Source organism: Carboxylicivirga fragile (assembly GCF_050589805.1).
Classification (GTDB): Bacteria; Bacteroidota; Bacteroidia; order Bacteroidales; family Marinilabiliaceae; genus Carboxylicivirga; species Carboxylicivirga fragile.
Genome location: NZ_JBNGOY010000011.1, coordinates 1 through 17067, shown reverse-complemented (window position 1 = coordinate 17067; position 17067 = coordinate 1). Strand labels below are relative to the sequence as shown.

The following is a 17067-nucleotide window of genomic DNA, read 5'->3' as shown; positions in this document are numbered from 1 at the left end:
TGACCTATCCAATCACATATTTATCTGCCCCGCAAAGACAAGATAGTAATTTTGAAAGCAAGAACAACGACATGAGCTCTATTTGTAGTTGGTTTAAATTATTGACCTTAGAGCAAATATCATCTTTTTACAAGATGGAATAATATATAGGTATGGAAAATACTTTTTACCAGCCAGCAAATATATTTAAGCCAAAATGACCTTTTTTAAACTGGTTCTGATGAAAAGGGAAAGAGTAAAATGGTTCAATTACCATTGCTCCAAATAGGTTTATTCGATAAGCTAATCCTCCGCTGAACACGGGTATTCGTTTCTCTCGACTATTCGTTCTTAAGCTAAACACGGGTTGACTTTGCTTGTTCCAGCTCAAACCACCGTCGACAAATAGAGCCAACTCACTAAATAAAAATCCAGATTGAAATACGGCGATTTCGCGAGGGCCTGTAAATGGAATTCGCCACTCCAGGTTAGTCACTACCATACGCGAACCAATTAACTGATTCATACTAATCGTGTTCCCATTTTCCGTTTCGTCACCATACACCTCTCCACCATCATATCCACGCACATACCAAGGCGACCCTAAAAACAGCTCTGTCATACGGTCATTATCAGCATCAGACCCATATCGTCCATAGTGATATATTCTGAAAGCAAAACTGTAGGGCTTAACAAAGAAGTAACGTCTAAAGTCAATCAATAAAGTCTGCATCTTAAGGTGATGCAAATAATGCTCAAACTGAATTCTAAGACGTTTACCTTCTACGGGTGAGGCCAGACCCATTTTAGCATTATCAATTACGAATGATGCGTCTAGTATACCCGTTCCAAATCCGGAAGGAGCTGCCATTCGCTCCCGATCGCGCGAATAAACCTGATTGTAGGAGTTAATATTCCGAACTTTCTCGATGCGATAGTTGTAGATAGCATAAGCTGCTCCTAGCTCAAAACGTTTGGTTTTACTAATTGGGATAAATGTAAACAAGGATAGTTTATCCTCGTAGGTTCGACGAAACAAATAACTCATCGACTCTTCTGTTGAGCCATCTTCGAGCGTCTCAGTATCGTACACATAACTTCCGGTTCGATAAGGAATGTGCGACAGGCCAACGCCCACTTTCACACGTTTTTGCTGACTCAAGTATGCAACCTGACCACCAAAATCATAAATCTCACCATTTACGCTTAAAGCTGTGTACAACATGTTACGGCCCAATATATCACTAAACATTGCCTCCACACTTCCAGCCATGCCTGCACCAAAGCGACCAGCCATAACACCTGCCTGAACATTTCCCAGATAGTCGAGTTTAAATTTACGTTCGATCTTATCGTTGAAAAAACTATCCGGCTTTAAGGCATAAGGCTGCCGATTAAAATACAGGTTTGTCTCTACCTGAGAGGGAATGTGGGAGTAGGGCACAATGCGCGAAGCCGATAAATTAACCAAACGCTCATCAACCGTTTCCAAGTGCTTGGCCATGTAATCCAAAGTAGTTCGATACACCGAAAATTCACCGTCCCACAGCATGGTGTAGCACAAAGTATCGCCAGTTATGGTTAATGCCGGAGAATACTCGGTCATGCCAATGATGCCCGTTGGATAATCGGTAGCTCGTTGAATACTTGCGTCGTCCCGATTATAGACATATAAATTTCGTCGCCCATCATAATCCGACAAAAATAAAACACCATTTTGATGACCCGCATCAATTGGATTAAGGTTTTTTGCCCCTTCAAATGTTTCGAACACCTCGTTTTCTTGAGTGTTTTTATCTATTTGAGCAATGTTATAATAGGCTCGATGTAATTGCTTATGAAGGTTAGCCTGCTCATCGGTTACGTAAAGAATATGCTTGCCATCGTTTGTCCAAGCTGGCTGCATGCAAGCATATTTACTATTAGTAAGATTCCTTAACTGATCAGTCTCAATATGGTAAAGATAAATATCTGACTGCCCTTCTTTGAGTCCGGCAAAGGCTAACTCTTGACCACCAGGTGACCATGCAGGCCAACTTATTTCATCTACATCTTCAAAAACCACTTCCTTTACAATTTGTCGCTTTTGAATATCAAACACCATACAGGCCGACTTGCCCTGCAGAAAAGCAATAAAAGCAAAGTATCGACTATCTGGCGACCAGGAACCAGCCGTTTCCAGATAATTAAGTGCATCAATCTCATCATGACTAGTGGCGGTATACAGACGAGAAACCAAATCTCCAGTATGCGCATCTGCTAAAAACAAGTCAATGCCGTATAAGTCGCGCTCTGAGAGATAAACCAAATGTTTTCCATCGGGACTAATGGATGGATTTAGGTTGTAGCGGCCACTATTCTTTTTTGACAATATGCGTTCTCCAATAATATTAAAAGTAGAATCGGTGGATGAACTCAATAAATGATCACGAAGTGTTTGCTCCCACATAACAGATAGTGAATCGGTCGACAACATAAGCACATCGCCAATGGCTTGCTCATAACCCGTTCGAGCGGCAGCTTTAAACAAACGAAGAATATATTGCTCTCCATACTTATGCGCAATGAAGGCCCAAAAGGCATGCCCAAAGCGATATGGTGAATAGCGATAATTGTAGGTCATGTCCTTGAGCGTAGGAAAATGATCGTTAATTAAAGCATCGCGCATCCACAGGTTTGTATTACTATTAATACTGCCGATTGATAAGTACTCCGCCATTCCTTCAATCATCCACAAGGGGATATTATTTATCGCCATCAGACTCACCTCTTCATCCATGGTAAGAATGTTGTATTGAAAGGCATGGACTAACTCGTGTCCTAATACATGATCTGTTTGGTGATGGCTAAAGGTAATTGGTAAGATCACACGTTTTTTGAGGCCTTCGGTCACACCACCCGTTCCCACATCAATTCTACTACTAACGGCTGTGGTTTGCTGAAAGTCCGCATGGTTTGAGTAGAAAATGATGGGATTACGAACGTAAAAAGTATCGTTTAGTACCTGTTGGTGATAGTAATACCACTTTTCGCTTAAGTCGGCCAATTCCTTGGCTAGTTCGGGATTTTTGAAATAATGGTATAATTCGAAGTGAGGTGTTTTGTATAGTTTAAAATCAATTTCTTTATAGGAGGGCTTATTTTGTCCAAAGTACTGCGCATTCAAGCATAATGTATTCCATAGTATCAGGGACATTATGATGATGAATCGTAGCATATAATTCGTATTCAAATGAGGATAACACCTTTGTCAAAATGGTATAACTCATAATATACGAACAAAATCAAAAAATAGTTCGTCAATCATCAATAATTCCGAAAGTTATAGATACAAAAAATCCCGCTTCAGCGGGATTTATATCTTGTAATTAAAAACTATAATCAACTTGCTTTTAAACGGGCAACATTCATGTGTTCAATCTTTTTACGCGCGTAATCCAAGGTAATTTCTAATTCCTTTTCTTCACCCGATGGCGCATTAAACATCGAATCAATCATGATGGTTTCACAGATTGAACGTAAACCACGTGCACCTAATTTAAATTCAACGGCCTTATCAACAATGTAATCAAGCACTTCGTCATTAAAGATTAACTTGATGTTATCAATTTCAAACAACTTCTCGTATTGCTTGATAATTGAGTTTTTAGGCTCTGTAAGTATACGGCGAAGAATCTCGCGATCAAGCGGCTGCAAATAGGTTAAGACTGGTAAACGTCCAATAATCTCTGGAATTAATCCAAACGATTTCAAATCCTGAGGAGCAATGTATTGTAACAAGTTCTCAACATCTAATTTCTCTTTAGATTTGCTAGCCATGTAACCAACTACCTTAGTATTTAAACGCTGTCCTATCTTGCGCTCAATGCCATCAAAGGCACCACCGCAAACAAATAGAATGTTTTTGGTATTAACCGGTATCATTTTCTGCTCTGGATGCTTACGTCCACCTTGAGGTGGTACATTAACGATTGAGCCTTCTAACAATTTCAATAAACCTTGCTGAACACCTTCACCAGAAACATCGCGTGTAATAGATGGGTTATCACTTTTACGAGCAATCTTATCTATTTCATCGATGAAAACAATTCCTTTCTCGGCTGCTTCCACATTGTAATCGGCTGACTGTAATAAACGCGTCAAGATACTTTCGATATCTTCTCCCACATAACCTGCTTCGGTCAAAACGGTAGCATCAACGATAGTAAAAGGTACATGTAACATCTTAGCGATGGTACGAGCCAATAATGTTTTACCAGTTCCTGTTTCGCCAACTAATATGATGTTTGATTTTTCAATCTCCACCTCATCGTTTGAGTTTTTCTGAAGCAAACGTTTGTAGTGATTATAAACAGCTACCGACAAGTATTTCTTTGCTTCATCCTGACCAATGACATATAGATCGAGAAACTTTTTAATTTCAAGAGGCTTTAAAAGCGTGATATCATCCACATCGAATGAATTCTTCTTTTTAAACTCTTCATCCAAAATAGAATGCGCCTGCTCAATACAGTTGTCACAAATATGACCTGAGATACCAGCTATTAAAAGGTTGGTATCTTTTCTTTCTCTACCACAAAAGGAACACTTATCCATAAACTATTTTCTATATAACACGAATGCAGAGCCAAGCTATAAGCTTGATTCTGCATCGCAATATTTTTATCAAAAATTATTTTGAATTACGCACTAATACCTCATCAATCATACCATAATCTTTGGCTTCTTGCGCGGTCATCCAATAATCACGATCAGAATCTTTCTCTACTTTTTTATATGTATTGCCCGAATGTTCAGCAATGATGTTATAAAGTTCTTTCTTCAACTTCATAATCTCACGTGCTGTAATTTCAATATCCGACGCTTGTCCTTGAGCACCACCCATTGGCTGGTGAATCATCACACGCGAATGTTTTAAGGCCGTACGTTTACCCTTTGTACCTGCTGTTAAAAGAACGGCTCCCATCGAAGCGGCCATACCTGTACAAATAGTTGCCACATCAGACGAAATATACTGCATGGTATCATAAATACCCAAACCTGCATGTACAGATCCACCTGGTGAATTAAAATAAATAGATATATCCTTTGATGGATCAGCTGACTCTAAATAAAGTAACTGTGCCTGTATAACATTGGCTACATAATCATCAATTGGCAAGCCTAAAAAGATGATACGGTCCATCATCAAACGTGAAAACACATCCATGCTTGCTACATTTAACTGACGCTCCTCAATAATTGTAGGCGATATATAGCTATTGGTAACGGATGTATATTGGTCAAGAACCAAGCTGTTTATGCCTAAATGTTTGGTTGCGTATTTTTGGAAATCCTTTGGATCAATCATTTTCAAAAATTTTAATTTGCCTTGCTAAATTAGTAATTAAACAGCCTGATCGGTGACTCTGTTCTAATTATTTTCGAATAATTTATTGAAATCATCTCTCGAGATTTCTTTTTCTTCGATTTTAACAGCACCTCTGATGTGTTCCATTACCTTGTCATTAATAGCTCCTTCAGCCATTTGACGACGTTGGTCTTCTTTCTGAACCATTTCTTTAGCGTAGTTCTCTAAATGCTCATCAGGAACATTGTTCAAACCATATTGCATGAACTGCATACGAGCTGCTTTTTTAGCATACTCAATAACATCAGTTTCTTCAATTTTAATTTCGTTGGCTTTAATTAAATTGTTTTTAATCAACTGCCATTTTAAATCTTCTAAGAAACGAGGCATTTCAGCATCAATGGTTGTTTCGTCTAACTTTTCGTTATCACGATTTGTAGCTAGTAACCATCTTTTCAAGAATGGCTCTGGGAAATCAACATTAACCTTACCCATCAACTTATCTTTAGCGTCGATAGTAAAACGGTAATCCGTTTCCATTGTTAAGCTATTAGCTAAGTCAGCCTTTACTTTTTCTTTAAATTCTTCTTCTGATTTAACTTCACCTTCGCCAAATGCTTTGTCGAAAAGCTCTTGGTTCATTTCAGGCTGTTTAAATTCAGTAATTTCTGCAATCGTAAATTGGAAATCGCTAGTTAATGTTTCAGCTACTTCCTTTTCGATTTTAAGCATATGTGTTAGCTCAGTCTCATTTGGGAAAGCTTTCTTAGGGTTGAATACAACCACGTCGCCAACTTTCGAATCCATCAACTTAGCTTTTTCAGCATCGTCTTTAACAACGTTAATCGAAATAAGAGCATCTTCTACAGCAATGCCATCTTCCAATAATTCAGCTTTATCGTTTAACTGAGCAAAATGACCTTTCACCATTGCTTTCTCACCAACTGCTTCAACTGGCTCAGTTGTTCCGAAACGACCAGCAATTGAATCAACTTGCTGAGAAGCCATTTCTTCGGTGATTTCAATAGAGTACACAGGTAATTTCTCACGTTTACTCAACTTAATCTCCAATTCAGGAGCAAGAGCTACGTCAAAAACAAAATCAAATGCTTCTGTTGTATCAAAGTCAATTACTTCTTGTGTTTCCGATGGAAGAGGCTCACCTAATAGGTCAAGCTCATTCTCGGTGATATATTGGTGGAGTTGCTCCGATACTATCTTGTTAATCTCTTCGGCCAACACCGCTTTACCATACATTTTTTTAACCACGCCAGTTGGTACTTTACCAGGGCGGAAACCAGGCATATTCACACGCTTACGATAATCATTCAAGACATCGTTCACTCTTTTTGTGTAGTCCTCTTTCTCAACAGTTAATTTGATAACCGCGTTTAACGCGTCAGTGTTTTCCTTTGAAATGTTCATCTGCTTAGATTTAAAGTGAACCTATCCTCTTCTATAAAGCGAATTTGTATCCGAGGGAAGAAATTAATATTTAACGTTACTATTTTATAAATTTAAAAAACCGCCTCAACAACGATATAAATCGAAAGTTGAGGCGGTTTTTGTGTGCGGATGAAGGGACTCGAACCCCCACGCCTCTCGGCACTAGATCCTAAGTCTAGCGCGGCTACCAATTACGCCACATCCGCATTTCCGTGTTTCGCGGTGCAAAGATAAAATCTTTTTTATTAGTGCGAAACTTTTTTTGAAAAAATTTTTATTGAGCGAAATCTCTTCGCTTTAATTCGAAATCATCGCCAAGGTATAGACGCTTCACATCTTCGTCCATAGCAAGCTCTTCGGCAGTTCCTGCCTTTAGTATTTTACCTTCAAACAAAAGGTATGCACGATCGCAAATAGCTAAAGTTTCGTGCACATTATGGTCGGTAATTAATATACCAATGTTTTTAAACTTCAATTTGGCCACAATTTCCTGAATATCTCTCACCGCAATCGGGTCAACACCAGCAAAGGGCTCATCCAATAAAATAAACTTTGGATTGATGGCCAAAGCTCTGGCAATTTCAGTTCGTCGACGCTCACCTCCCGACAGTTGAATTCCCAAACTTTTTCGAATGTGATTTAAACTAAACTCATTCAGCAGCTCTTCCAAGCGTTCTTTCTGATACTCTTTTGAAAACTTAGTCATTTCTAGCACCGAGCGAATATTATCCTCAACACTTAATTGGCGAAACACACTTGCTTCCTGAGCCAAGTAACCCACGCCCTTTTGTGCACGACGATATACCGGGTCATTGGTAATTTCCTCATCGTCCAGGAAAATGCGTCCACTATTAGGGGTTATTAAGCCTACAGTCATATAGAATGTAGTGGTTTTTCCTGCGCCATTAGGACCTAGCAAACCAACAATTTCGCCCTGTTGTACTCCTACCGAAACACCTTTAACAACCGTTCGGCTTTTATATTTCTTAATTAAATTGTCTGTATGTAGCCTTAATCGTTTCTCTTCCATAATAAACAAGTATTATTCTGCCATTTCTTTTTCACGCTTTGCTTCAATTCGTCTCGCTATCACAATTCCTGATTCGTATAAAATAACCAAAGGAAAGCACACCAGAAGCTGACTGATAACATCAGGAGGTGTAATTACGGCCGCCAATAACAAGGCAACAACGATTGAATGCTTTCGATATTTTCGTAAGAAACCGGAGGATACCAAGCCAACTTTAGCCAAAAAGTAGATGAATATTGGCAATTCAAATATGATACCACCCGCCAAAACGATTGATGTGATCGTACTTATATAGGATCCCAAATTAACAATGTTCTCAACTTCTTCACTCACCTGATAGGTGCCTAAAAAATGAATCGACAATGGACAAATGACATAATAAGCAAATAATATACCCACCGTAAATAAGGTTGATGCAAAAAAGATGGCTCCACGTGAATGATTGACCTCTTTAGAATACAAGGCCGGCTTTACAAAACGCCAGAATTCCCAGAATATATAGGGAAATGCCACAACAATTCCTGCCACAAACGAAACCCAAATGTGCGTAGTAAACTGCCCCGACATATTAATATTTTGAACACTCAAAGGAATTTGGTTAATGCAAAGCAGTGGCATATCCAAGCGACTTGCTAAATCGCACAAAAGTCGATTTGTGAAGAAATCCTTACCTGAAGGCCCCAATATAACAGTGTCAAACACAAATCCCTTAAATACAAAAGCCAGGATGGCAAACACAAAAACACTTGCAAAAGCCCGAACCAAATGCCACCTTAATATTTCGAGGTGATCTAAAAAAGACATTTCATTTGTTGTATCTTCTCCCATAAAATCAAAATCAATCTATGAACGAACAAAAGTAGAGTATTGGAAAAAAACTAAATGTTAAAAATAATTAAACCATGCTCCTCCAAGCTTTGCTCCCAGTATTATGCGAATATAACATACACAATCTGTTTTACAAACTTCTTGGTTATGACAAAGATATTGTATAACTTCATAAAGTAATGGATTGAGAAACTCATTTTTTGAGAATTATTTCAACCATTCGTAAACTAATTGCTGAATAGTTTTAATTTCACAATTAAGTAGCTGAATGGCGAATAAGTTGATTATTTAACACATTTGACTCAGCATACAGGCAATTAGTACTGTATACAAGCACGATTATTTAATAATGCTTGAATACAATTTTTAACATTGAAATTCGGTTGAATTTTTCATATACATGACAAGAGTCAGGTTTTTTCGTCAGATATGAATTATTTTTGTTGAATTCATGAATTGAGGATAACAACAGCTTTGATGCATTAAGAGATAAATGCATTAAATCTTGAAATTGGGAAATTGTTATGGCAAAGCAGGTTGATCTAAATGCTCATCTAAAAAAGCATTTTGGGTTTGATACCTTCAAGGGGAATCAAGAGGAAGTCATTAACAATGTATTAAACGGGAACGATACATTTGTTTTGATGCCAACAGGAGGAGGCAAATCTTTATGCTACCAGTTACCAGCACTAATACTGCCGGGGACTGCTATTGTAATATCTCCACTTATTGCATTAATGAAAAATCAAGTAGATGCCATGCGCAACTTTAGCGAAGATAATGGCATTGCTCATTTTTTAAATTCATCATTAACCAAAACAGCAATAGCTCAGGTTAAAGAGGATATACTGGCAGGTAAGACAAAGCTCTTATATGTGGCTCCTGAATCTTTGACTAAGGAAGAAAATATTGAGTTTCTTAAGCAAATCGAAGTTTCATTTTATGCAGTAGATGAAGCCCATTGTATATCGGAATGGGGGCATGATTTCAGACCTGAATATCGCCGCATAAGACCTATTATAAACGACATTGGCGAATCGCCATTGATTGCTTTGACTGCCACTGCAACTCCGAAAGTACAGCACGACATTCAGAAAAACCTTGGTATGTTGAACGCCATGGTATTTAAAGCCTCGTTTAACAGACCCAATCTATTCTACGAAATTCGTCCGAAGCAGAATCCTTCAAAAGAGATAATTAAGATATTAAAGAACTACGTAGGCAAATCGGCAATTATTTATTGTCTGAGTCGAAAAAAGGTTGAAGAGCTAGCTGAAACATTAGTGGTCAACGGCTTAAAAGCATTGCCTTATCATGCCGGCATGGATGCTAGTACACGAGCAAAAAATCAGGATGCATTCTTGATGGAAGAAACGGATGTTATTGTTGCTACCATTGCATTTGGAATGGGTATTGACAAGCCCGATGTACGTGTGGTGATGCATTATGATATACCAAAAAGCCTCGAAGGTTATTATCAGGAAACTGGCCGCGCTGGCCGTGATGGAGGAGAAGGAAGATGCATAGCATTCTATAGTTATAAAGACATACAGAAACTTGAAAAATTTATGCAGGGTAAACCCCTTGCCGAACAAGAAATAGGGAAACAACTATTGCTTGAGACAGTTTCGTATGCCGAATCTTCGGTTTGTCGACGAAAAACACTGCTTCATTACTTTGGTGAAAAGTATACCGTAAAAGATTGTGAAACATGTGATAACTGTGTCAATCCGAAAGAGGAATTTGAAGCCAAAGAAAGCGTATTAAAAATACTCAACACTATTCTTGAATTTAAGGAACGTTTTAAGTCTGATCACATTATTAATATTTTAATTGGCAATAAAAACACTGCCATTAAAGCCTACAAACATAACGATCATAAGTTATTCGGATCGGGCGATGAATATGATGAAAAACACTGGAATGCAGTTGTTCGTCAATCTTTGGTTCGAGGCCTTATTATTAAAGATATTGAAACCTATGGCTTGCTTCATATAAGTACCAAAGGTCACGAGTTCATAAAAAGTCCGGAATCAATCATGATGTCGAAAGATCATGATTTTGATACCATAGAGGAAGAAACCTCCAATGGAGGAACGGCAGCTGTTGATACGGCTCTTTTCTCAATGCTTAAGGATTTAAGAAAGAACATTTCAAAGAAACTTAACTTACCACCATTTGTTATTTTCCAGGATCCGTCTCTTGAAGCTATGTCGACCTACTACCCAATTACAATTGATGAATTACAAAACATACCGGGAGTAGGAACAGGTAAAGCAAATCGTTTTGGTAAGGATTTTATCAAGCTCATTAATCGTCATGTTGAAGAAAATGAGATTGATCGTCCGATGGACATGGTTGTTAAATCAATTGCTAATAAGTCAAAACTGAAAATTAGCATTATTCAGAGCATTGACAGACAGATGCCACTTAATGAGGTTGCCGATTCCAAAGGTATCGAGATGTTTGACCTAATTAAAGAACTTGAATCAATCGTTTATTCTGGCACACGTGTCAATATCGATTACTACATCGATCAGGTCATTGATGAAGATATTAGAGATGATATTTTCTACTATTTCAAAGAAGAGGCCGAAACAGATGATATATCGGCTGCATTGGAAGAGCTGGGTGAGGACACGTATTCTGAGGAAGACATCAGATTGGTTCGAATCAAGTTTATTTCTGAAGTAGGTAACTAATAACTGAGGAGTCGTCATTGGCTCCTTCAGTACCTCATTTTACTATTTGATTATCAAATCGACACTATTTAAGCCTTTATTTATTAAATCGTAAATAAAATACTTGTTTTTATATTAATTTGATTGTTGTGTTTTCTTCAATTAAGCTTCAATTAGATCTAAAGCAGTGAGGCATATCACTAATCTTCTTTTCACTATTCGCTTTCTAACAAGTATTTAGTTTTTATATTTTTAGAATCGATGCATTCACCTTTCCTCATATTCGAATTCGCAACTTGATTATTTCTGCCAATTATTATGTTATAATTTTGTTATTTATTGAAATAATTTAGAATTATTAACACACAAAAACTATTAAAATGTTATTAAATGGTGATGTAATTGTATAAATTTGTCGCTCATTCATAACTTAAATGTGTGCCAAAATGAAAAATGACATACTTAAAAAGCAAAAGCTTAAGAAGAAGGATCGAAAAGACATGATCCAGTACATCAACCTACAACTTGCGTCTATCGGCCAACCGTTGTATTATGATGCTAGTGATGCTGACACAAAATACTCTAACTCTAAATTTCTTTCTTTAACAGAAGGATTAATTAATAGTTTCAAAGAGAAGTCTCGTTTACTTTCCGATCACCTATCTCCAGCTGATACGCGAATCCAGAACTTTTTGAATGACTATCTAAGTGATGTTGACTATGACCAGTCCAACTTTCGCTTACCAAATAAAACATTTGTACTTAATCAAAAAGGTTTAGCTCGTGAGGTAAGTTTACCACCTGATGCTAATGAATTCAAGAGCGATCTTGTAAGTTCATACCGTTTGCAACAAGGTATATTAAACAACCCGCTTCATGATAAGCGTACAACAAAGGGAACATTTCATATTGTAGAAGGTGGATTACCTGTACCTCTTGATAAAAAAGAAGTACCGAAAATTGCCTTTGCTCACATGTTAAAAGCAGCTGTTAATCCAGCTGAGAGCATGAATATTTTGCCTTTCACTTCTACACAAGAAGAGAAAGCTAAAACAATGGTTTCTTTATTACTTCGCCCAGTTGTTTGCCCAGAAGTTCCTGGTGTAATCTCTGAGAAAAGCATGGAGATTCGTTTCTTTGCTCCAGGTAGCCTTGTAAGTAACCTTGATTTTGTTGAAAATATTTTTGGCAATGCAGGCGACCACAACTTAGCTAAAAATGATGCTGCTCTTGATATTGAGCATTGGACCGGAACAACTGGTTGTATCATTCTTGCTCCGCAATTAATACATCTTAAGAAAAAAGACATTGGCCTTCCTCATTATGATGATGCAACAGAGCGTCAACGTAAAGATGGCATGTGCTGGAAAGATGCTAACGAACTTTATAACGACGGAGGTGCTTTCAAAATCACTTGTCGTAACGAAAACGGAGTTGTTGTTACTTTAATTGGTGATAACTACTACGGTTACTCTAAGAAAGAGATCAAAACACAAATTAGCTACTCGGCTAACATGGTTGGTTTGGTTGAAGAAGAGCATGCAGGTGGCGCTATTGCATACCCACGTGGTATCATGAGTGACAATGTATTTGGTGAGATTTTCTCAGCAAAATTAGACCAAAAATATACTTTTGATGAGGCTGTTAGCTTATTAGGGGATAGAGTAACTGTGTATCCAGAAGGATATGCGATAGATAAAAAATATCCTAATATCACCTACATACAGGAGCACGCTGATATCGACATCGATAATAGTCGTGTAAAATGGACGATTGATGGTAAGGATCATGAATTGAAGTTATCTCCGGAAACAATTTATATTCATCCATCAGGTCACAAGTTCCAGTTGGCGAAACACCCAACTCAACCAATGTGGCGTATTGTAAATACACAACCTGAAGGAACATTCTGTCACAAACCATGTACTGTTTCGGGAGGTGGTAAGTCTGAGATTTCAAAATCAATGCAAAATGCCATTAACTATGGTACGTTCCAGATTGTGAATCTCGAAGAAGACTTCAAAGCTGCTGATGAAATCATTAACCATGATTTTTCGAATCGTTGGAAGCAAGTGCGCCCGGATGCTGAGCCATCTCGTCCGTTCCTAAGCCCACAACGTACGCTTGGTTCTGCGGTTAAGTTATTAACACCTTCTGAAACATATAGCGACGAGTACAATACTTTCCTAAAAGGTATTCCAGCTCATATCCGTTCTTTGGTTCTTTTCGTGAAGCGCTTATATCGCAACGAAAACGAAAAAGGAAACTGGAAAGACTACATGTCAGTTGAATTTATCAACGGTCGTGAAGGAACTACACTTCAATACAAAAACAATAAAGTAACTGCAAGTTACGTGCGTATTGGATTTAACGAAGATGGAAACTGGTTAATGCACAAGTTACGTTCTGATTTCCTTCCAAGTCAGAAGATTCAGATGGAAGATGATATTTCAGCTTCGATTGTATTGCCGGCAAGTCAGCTTAGTAATTTAAATACTGAGTACAAGAATAAGAGTTTCAAAGTAGTAACTAACTGCGAGAGTCACTTATTCCAACGCCCTGATGAAGCAATTATTCGTGGATATGATAAAGGTGCAGAGAAAGATCTTGTTACTGACGGTACTTTCTTAACAAACTATGAGCCTTTAACGAAGCAGGATGCAATTGAGTTATACGAAGATGCTATCAACTTCGATAAATACACGCAGCCAGTTAAGGATCTTATAAACAAGGTAATTAGTAGCGAAAACGATGGTTATTTTGCGGCTCCATCACACACTCGTGTTGTAGATGGTACTCCAACAAATAATCCACGTTACCTTGAGCGTAATATCTTCAAAGAAGAAATTCTTGAAAGTTACGTTGGTAAAATAGGAACACGCCTTCACCGTAAGATCAAGAGCGATGAGCCAGTAATTGATGTGGTAAATGCTGTATTGCCAGGACGTAGAAACAACCCTGCTGATCGCAAAGCTGGTATTCGTCCATTAGCTGTTTACAACCCAATTCATTACCAAGAGCTTCCTGAGTTATTCATGGACTTTATTTGTAGCTTAACAGGTAAATCGCCATCAACAACAGGTGCTGGTTCTGAGGGTGCATTAACAAAAGGGCCTTTTAACATGTTGGTTCCAACAACTGACTTAAACAATGCTCTTTTATCATATATCATTACCGAATACCAAGGCTTTAGTTCTGCTGCAGGTTATGTAGGTGGTGAGAATCGTTTCGACCACGATATCTCGATTCTTATTCCTGAAATTTGGTCACGTCTTGTTCCAGAAGATAGAGATCCTAAGTTATTGATCGAAAATGGATCGCTTGAGAAGTTAGAAGACTTTGAGCACAATGGAGAAAAAGTATTGGCTAGTCGTTTGGGTTACCGTATCACTGAAAACTTCGCATTCCGTTGTATGAATCGTTTATTTGATGAGCCTTTGGCTGTATTTAATGAGCGCATGTTGAAGCCTGAGCTTCAGAACATGGAAGACTACGTGGATGGTATTGCTAATATTGTTGAGGCGCAGAAGAAAGTGGCACTAAGCTATTTTGAAGATAATAGTGTGGATGGAGCTATTCCTCCATTGAAAATATTACTTCACATCATGGCTTACGGCCAATACGAAGGAAAAGACATTAGTCACCCTGATTTGCGTAAATATTTCGAGCGTGATTATGTAATCAATAGCGATTGGTACAAAGTACGTTTGAAGTTGAAGCAGCAGAAAGACGTGAAGTTCCACAGTGAGCAGATTGCTTATTTAGAAAACTTCATCTCTAACCCTGATAATGCTCAATTAATGGTTGAACTTGATATTCAAAAGCGTTTGGATAGAGCTAAAGAACTATTGAAATATGCTTCGTCAGATGCTTATCTTACTGATTTGGTAGGAACCATTGGTGCTGATGTTGTATATACAAAATAAGATTACAATTGTTGAAAGAAAGAGGGTTGCTGTTTGGCAACCCTTTTTTTGTATCTTAATTTCAGATTCGGATGATTAATCCAGTTCATGTTTAATTCCCGTATGACAATATTCAACTCTGTTGGGAAAGGCATTGATAAATACTTCCACCGCTTTTTCTCCTGTACAGTGATTAATGGCCCATTTCTCCACAGAAAAAGGTTTTAATTCGTCGATTACCTTCTGAATTGTCTCCTCGCTTTGCCCATTGAGATGCAAACCTCCTGCTATTAACTGGTAATGATCAAAACCTAATTGTGCTTTTACTTCATTGAGAATATTAATAATACCGTGGTGCGCACAACCATTCAAAACAACGGGTAAATCCTTATCTTTTGCAACAATCACTATTTCATCTTCAAACTGATCGCACTCGTTTACATTGTTTTTTCTTACAATCAACTTTTTATTTGTTAATCGCATACCTTTGCTCTTTCCAATATTGGTTAATAGCCATAAACCTGGCACCAATTCCAATGGCTCATCAACAAATATGAATCGATTGCTATAAAGAGCAACATCATCTCGCCAGGCAATGTGATTGGGTTTAATCATTTGTGTCGACCATGAAAAACGCTCTTTTAAAGCTTCGCGATGCAAGTAAACCTTTGCCTTTATATTGATTTCAAAAAAAGCTGGTAGCCCACCGGTATGATCATAGTGTCCATGGCTTAAAACAACATAATCCACCTTTGTTAAATCAATACCCAACTGTTCAGCATTGGCAATAAACTTGCCTGACTGACCAAGGTCAAACAAAATTATAACATCCTTAAACTTTAAATAAAAAGAGAGTCCGTGCTCACATTTCAAATGATTAACGCTGGTTTTATTCTCTATTAAAGTTATTAGCTCCAAAATATTTGCGTTTAGTTCCTTACATTTACTACCAATAAAAAACCTAAATTATGAAGAAATTAGTACTATCCAGCTTTTTAATGCTTTTTATAAGCTTGAGTTTTGCACAAAACTCCTTATTGTGGAAAATCTCAGGGAATAGCCTCGAAACACCGTCTTATCTTTTTGGAACCATCCATGTAATTTGTCCCGATGATTTCTTCTTGCCAGAGACCCTACAGCCAAAGCTAGAGCATTGCCAACAAGTATTGCTAGAGATAGACATGACAGATCCTACTTTAATGCAGAAAATGCAGGCGGGTATGATGAATCCAAATATGAAAAATATTAAAGGTGATCTGTCAGTAGAAGACTTGAAAGCTGTTGATGAAGCATTAAAACAAACCATGGGAGTAGGCATTGATCAGATGGGCATACTAAAACCATGGGCGCTATCAACTATATTATCAATTCAATTATGCCTTGAGTGTAAGCAGCCAGCGCAATACGAAGCTAAAATAATGGAGCTGGCCAAAGCAAAACAATTGCCTATTGCTGGTTTGGAAACTGTAGAAGAGCAGTTGGCGATGTTTGACAATGTTAGCTATGAAGAACAGCTCGAACTATTAACAGAAACTATTAATAGTATTGAGAAGAATAAAGCTCTATTCACAAAAATGGTTGAGACCTATAAAGAACAAGACACAGATAAGCTTTACGAATTTATCATGCAGCAAGATGATATGGAAGAGTTTGCCGAATTCTTGTTGGATAACAGAAATATCAAATGGATTCCGGTTCTAGAATCACACATGACGAAGCAAGCTTGTTTTATCGCTGTTGGCGCAGGACATCTAGGTGGCGAAAAAGGACTAATCAAGCTTCTTAAGAAAGAAGGTTATACGGTTGAAGCAGTAAAATAAGAAGATATAAAGAAGGGAGGGGCGCCCC

At 37.8% G+C, this 17067-nt stretch carries 10 protein-coding genes and 1 tRNA gene; 3 read left to right on the top strand and 8 right to left on the bottom strand.

What is annotated here, in order from left to right; all coding sequences use genetic code 11:
* Positions 1 to 166 precede the first annotated feature (166 nt).
* The 7 genes from ACRD7B_RS06255 to tatC all read right to left on the bottom strand — a co-directional run bounded on the left by ACRD7B_RS06255 (position 167) and on the right by tatC (position 8633).
* Positions 167 to 3196 (bottom strand): basic secretory protein-like protein, encoded by a 3030-nt coding sequence (locus ACRD7B_RS06255; RefSeq protein WP_430823629.1) that lies wholly within the window; start codon positions 3194 to 3196, stop codon positions 167 to 169.
* 164 nt (positions 3197 to 3360) lie between these two features.
* Positions 3361 to 4575, bottom strand: a complete 1215-nt coding sequence (clpX, locus tag ACRD7B_RS06250) for an ATP-dependent Clp protease ATP-binding subunit ClpX (RefSeq protein WP_430823628.1) — start codon at positions 4573 to 4575, stop codon at positions 3361 to 3363.
* A gap of 76 nt (positions 4576 to 4651) precedes the next feature.
* Positions 4652 to 5329 carry an ATP-dependent Clp endopeptidase proteolytic subunit ClpP gene (gene clpP, locus ACRD7B_RS06245; protein WP_430823627.1) on the bottom strand — a complete coding sequence of 226 codons (678 nt, stop codon included), beginning with the start codon at positions 5327 to 5329 and terminating at the stop codon, positions 4652 to 4654.
* A 63-nt stretch (positions 5330 to 5392) separates the two neighbouring features.
* Positions 5393 to 6754 carry a trigger factor gene (gene tig, locus ACRD7B_RS06240; RefSeq protein ID WP_430823626.1) on the bottom strand — a complete coding sequence of 454 codons (1362 nt, stop codon included), beginning with the start codon at positions 6752 to 6754 and terminating at the stop codon, positions 5393 to 5395.
* A 145-nt stretch (positions 6755 to 6899) separates the two neighbouring features.
* Positions 6900 to 6981 (bottom strand) — tRNA-Leu (locus ACRD7B_RS06235).
* Between the two features lie 68 nt (positions 6982 to 7049).
* On the bottom strand, positions 7050 to 7805 hold the full coding sequence (lptB, locus tag ACRD7B_RS06230; RefSeq protein WP_430823625.1) for an LPS export ABC transporter ATP-binding protein: 756 nt from the start codon (positions 7803 to 7805) through the stop codon (positions 7050 to 7052).
* 12 nt (positions 7806 to 7817) lie between these two features.
* Positions 7818 to 8633 (bottom strand): twin-arginine translocase subunit TatC, encoded by an 816-nt coding sequence (tatC, locus tag ACRD7B_RS06225; protein WP_430823624.1) that lies wholly within the window; start codon positions 8631 to 8633, stop codon positions 7818 to 7820.
* Between the two features lie 524 nt (positions 8634 to 9157).
* Between tatC and recQ the strand changes: the two genes are divergently transcribed.
* Both recQ and ACRD7B_RS06215 read left to right on the top strand, forming a co-directional pair.
* A complete protein-coding gene (gene recQ, locus ACRD7B_RS06220; protein WP_430823623.1) occupies positions 9158 to 11335 on the top strand; it encodes a DNA helicase RecQ in 2178 nt (725 codons plus the stop codon).
* A 425-nt stretch (positions 11336 to 11760) separates the two neighbouring features.
* The gene (locus ACRD7B_RS06215) at positions 11761 to 15240 is read left to right on the top strand and encodes a PPi-type phosphoenolpyruvate carboxykinase family protein (protein ID WP_430823622.1); all 3480 of its coding nucleotides are present in this window, start codon (positions 11761 to 11763) and stop codon (positions 15238 to 15240) included.
* Between the two features lie 75 nt (positions 15241 to 15315).
* Here the strand turns inward: ACRD7B_RS06215 and ACRD7B_RS06210 are convergent, their stop codons facing one another.
* Positions 15316 to 16137, bottom strand: a complete 822-nt coding sequence (locus ACRD7B_RS06210; RefSeq protein WP_430823621.1) for an MBL fold metallo-hydrolase — start codon at positions 16135 to 16137, stop codon at positions 15316 to 15318.
* A 50-nt stretch (positions 16138 to 16187) separates the two neighbouring features.
* On the opposite strand from ACRD7B_RS06210, the gene ACRD7B_RS06205 reads away from it, so the two are divergent.
* Positions 16188 to 17039 carry a TraB/GumN family protein gene (locus tag ACRD7B_RS06205; RefSeq protein WP_430823620.1) on the top strand — a complete coding sequence of 284 codons (852 nt, stop codon included), beginning with the start codon at positions 16188 to 16190 and terminating at the stop codon, positions 17037 to 17039.
* Positions 17040 to 17067: the final 28 nt, after the last annotated feature.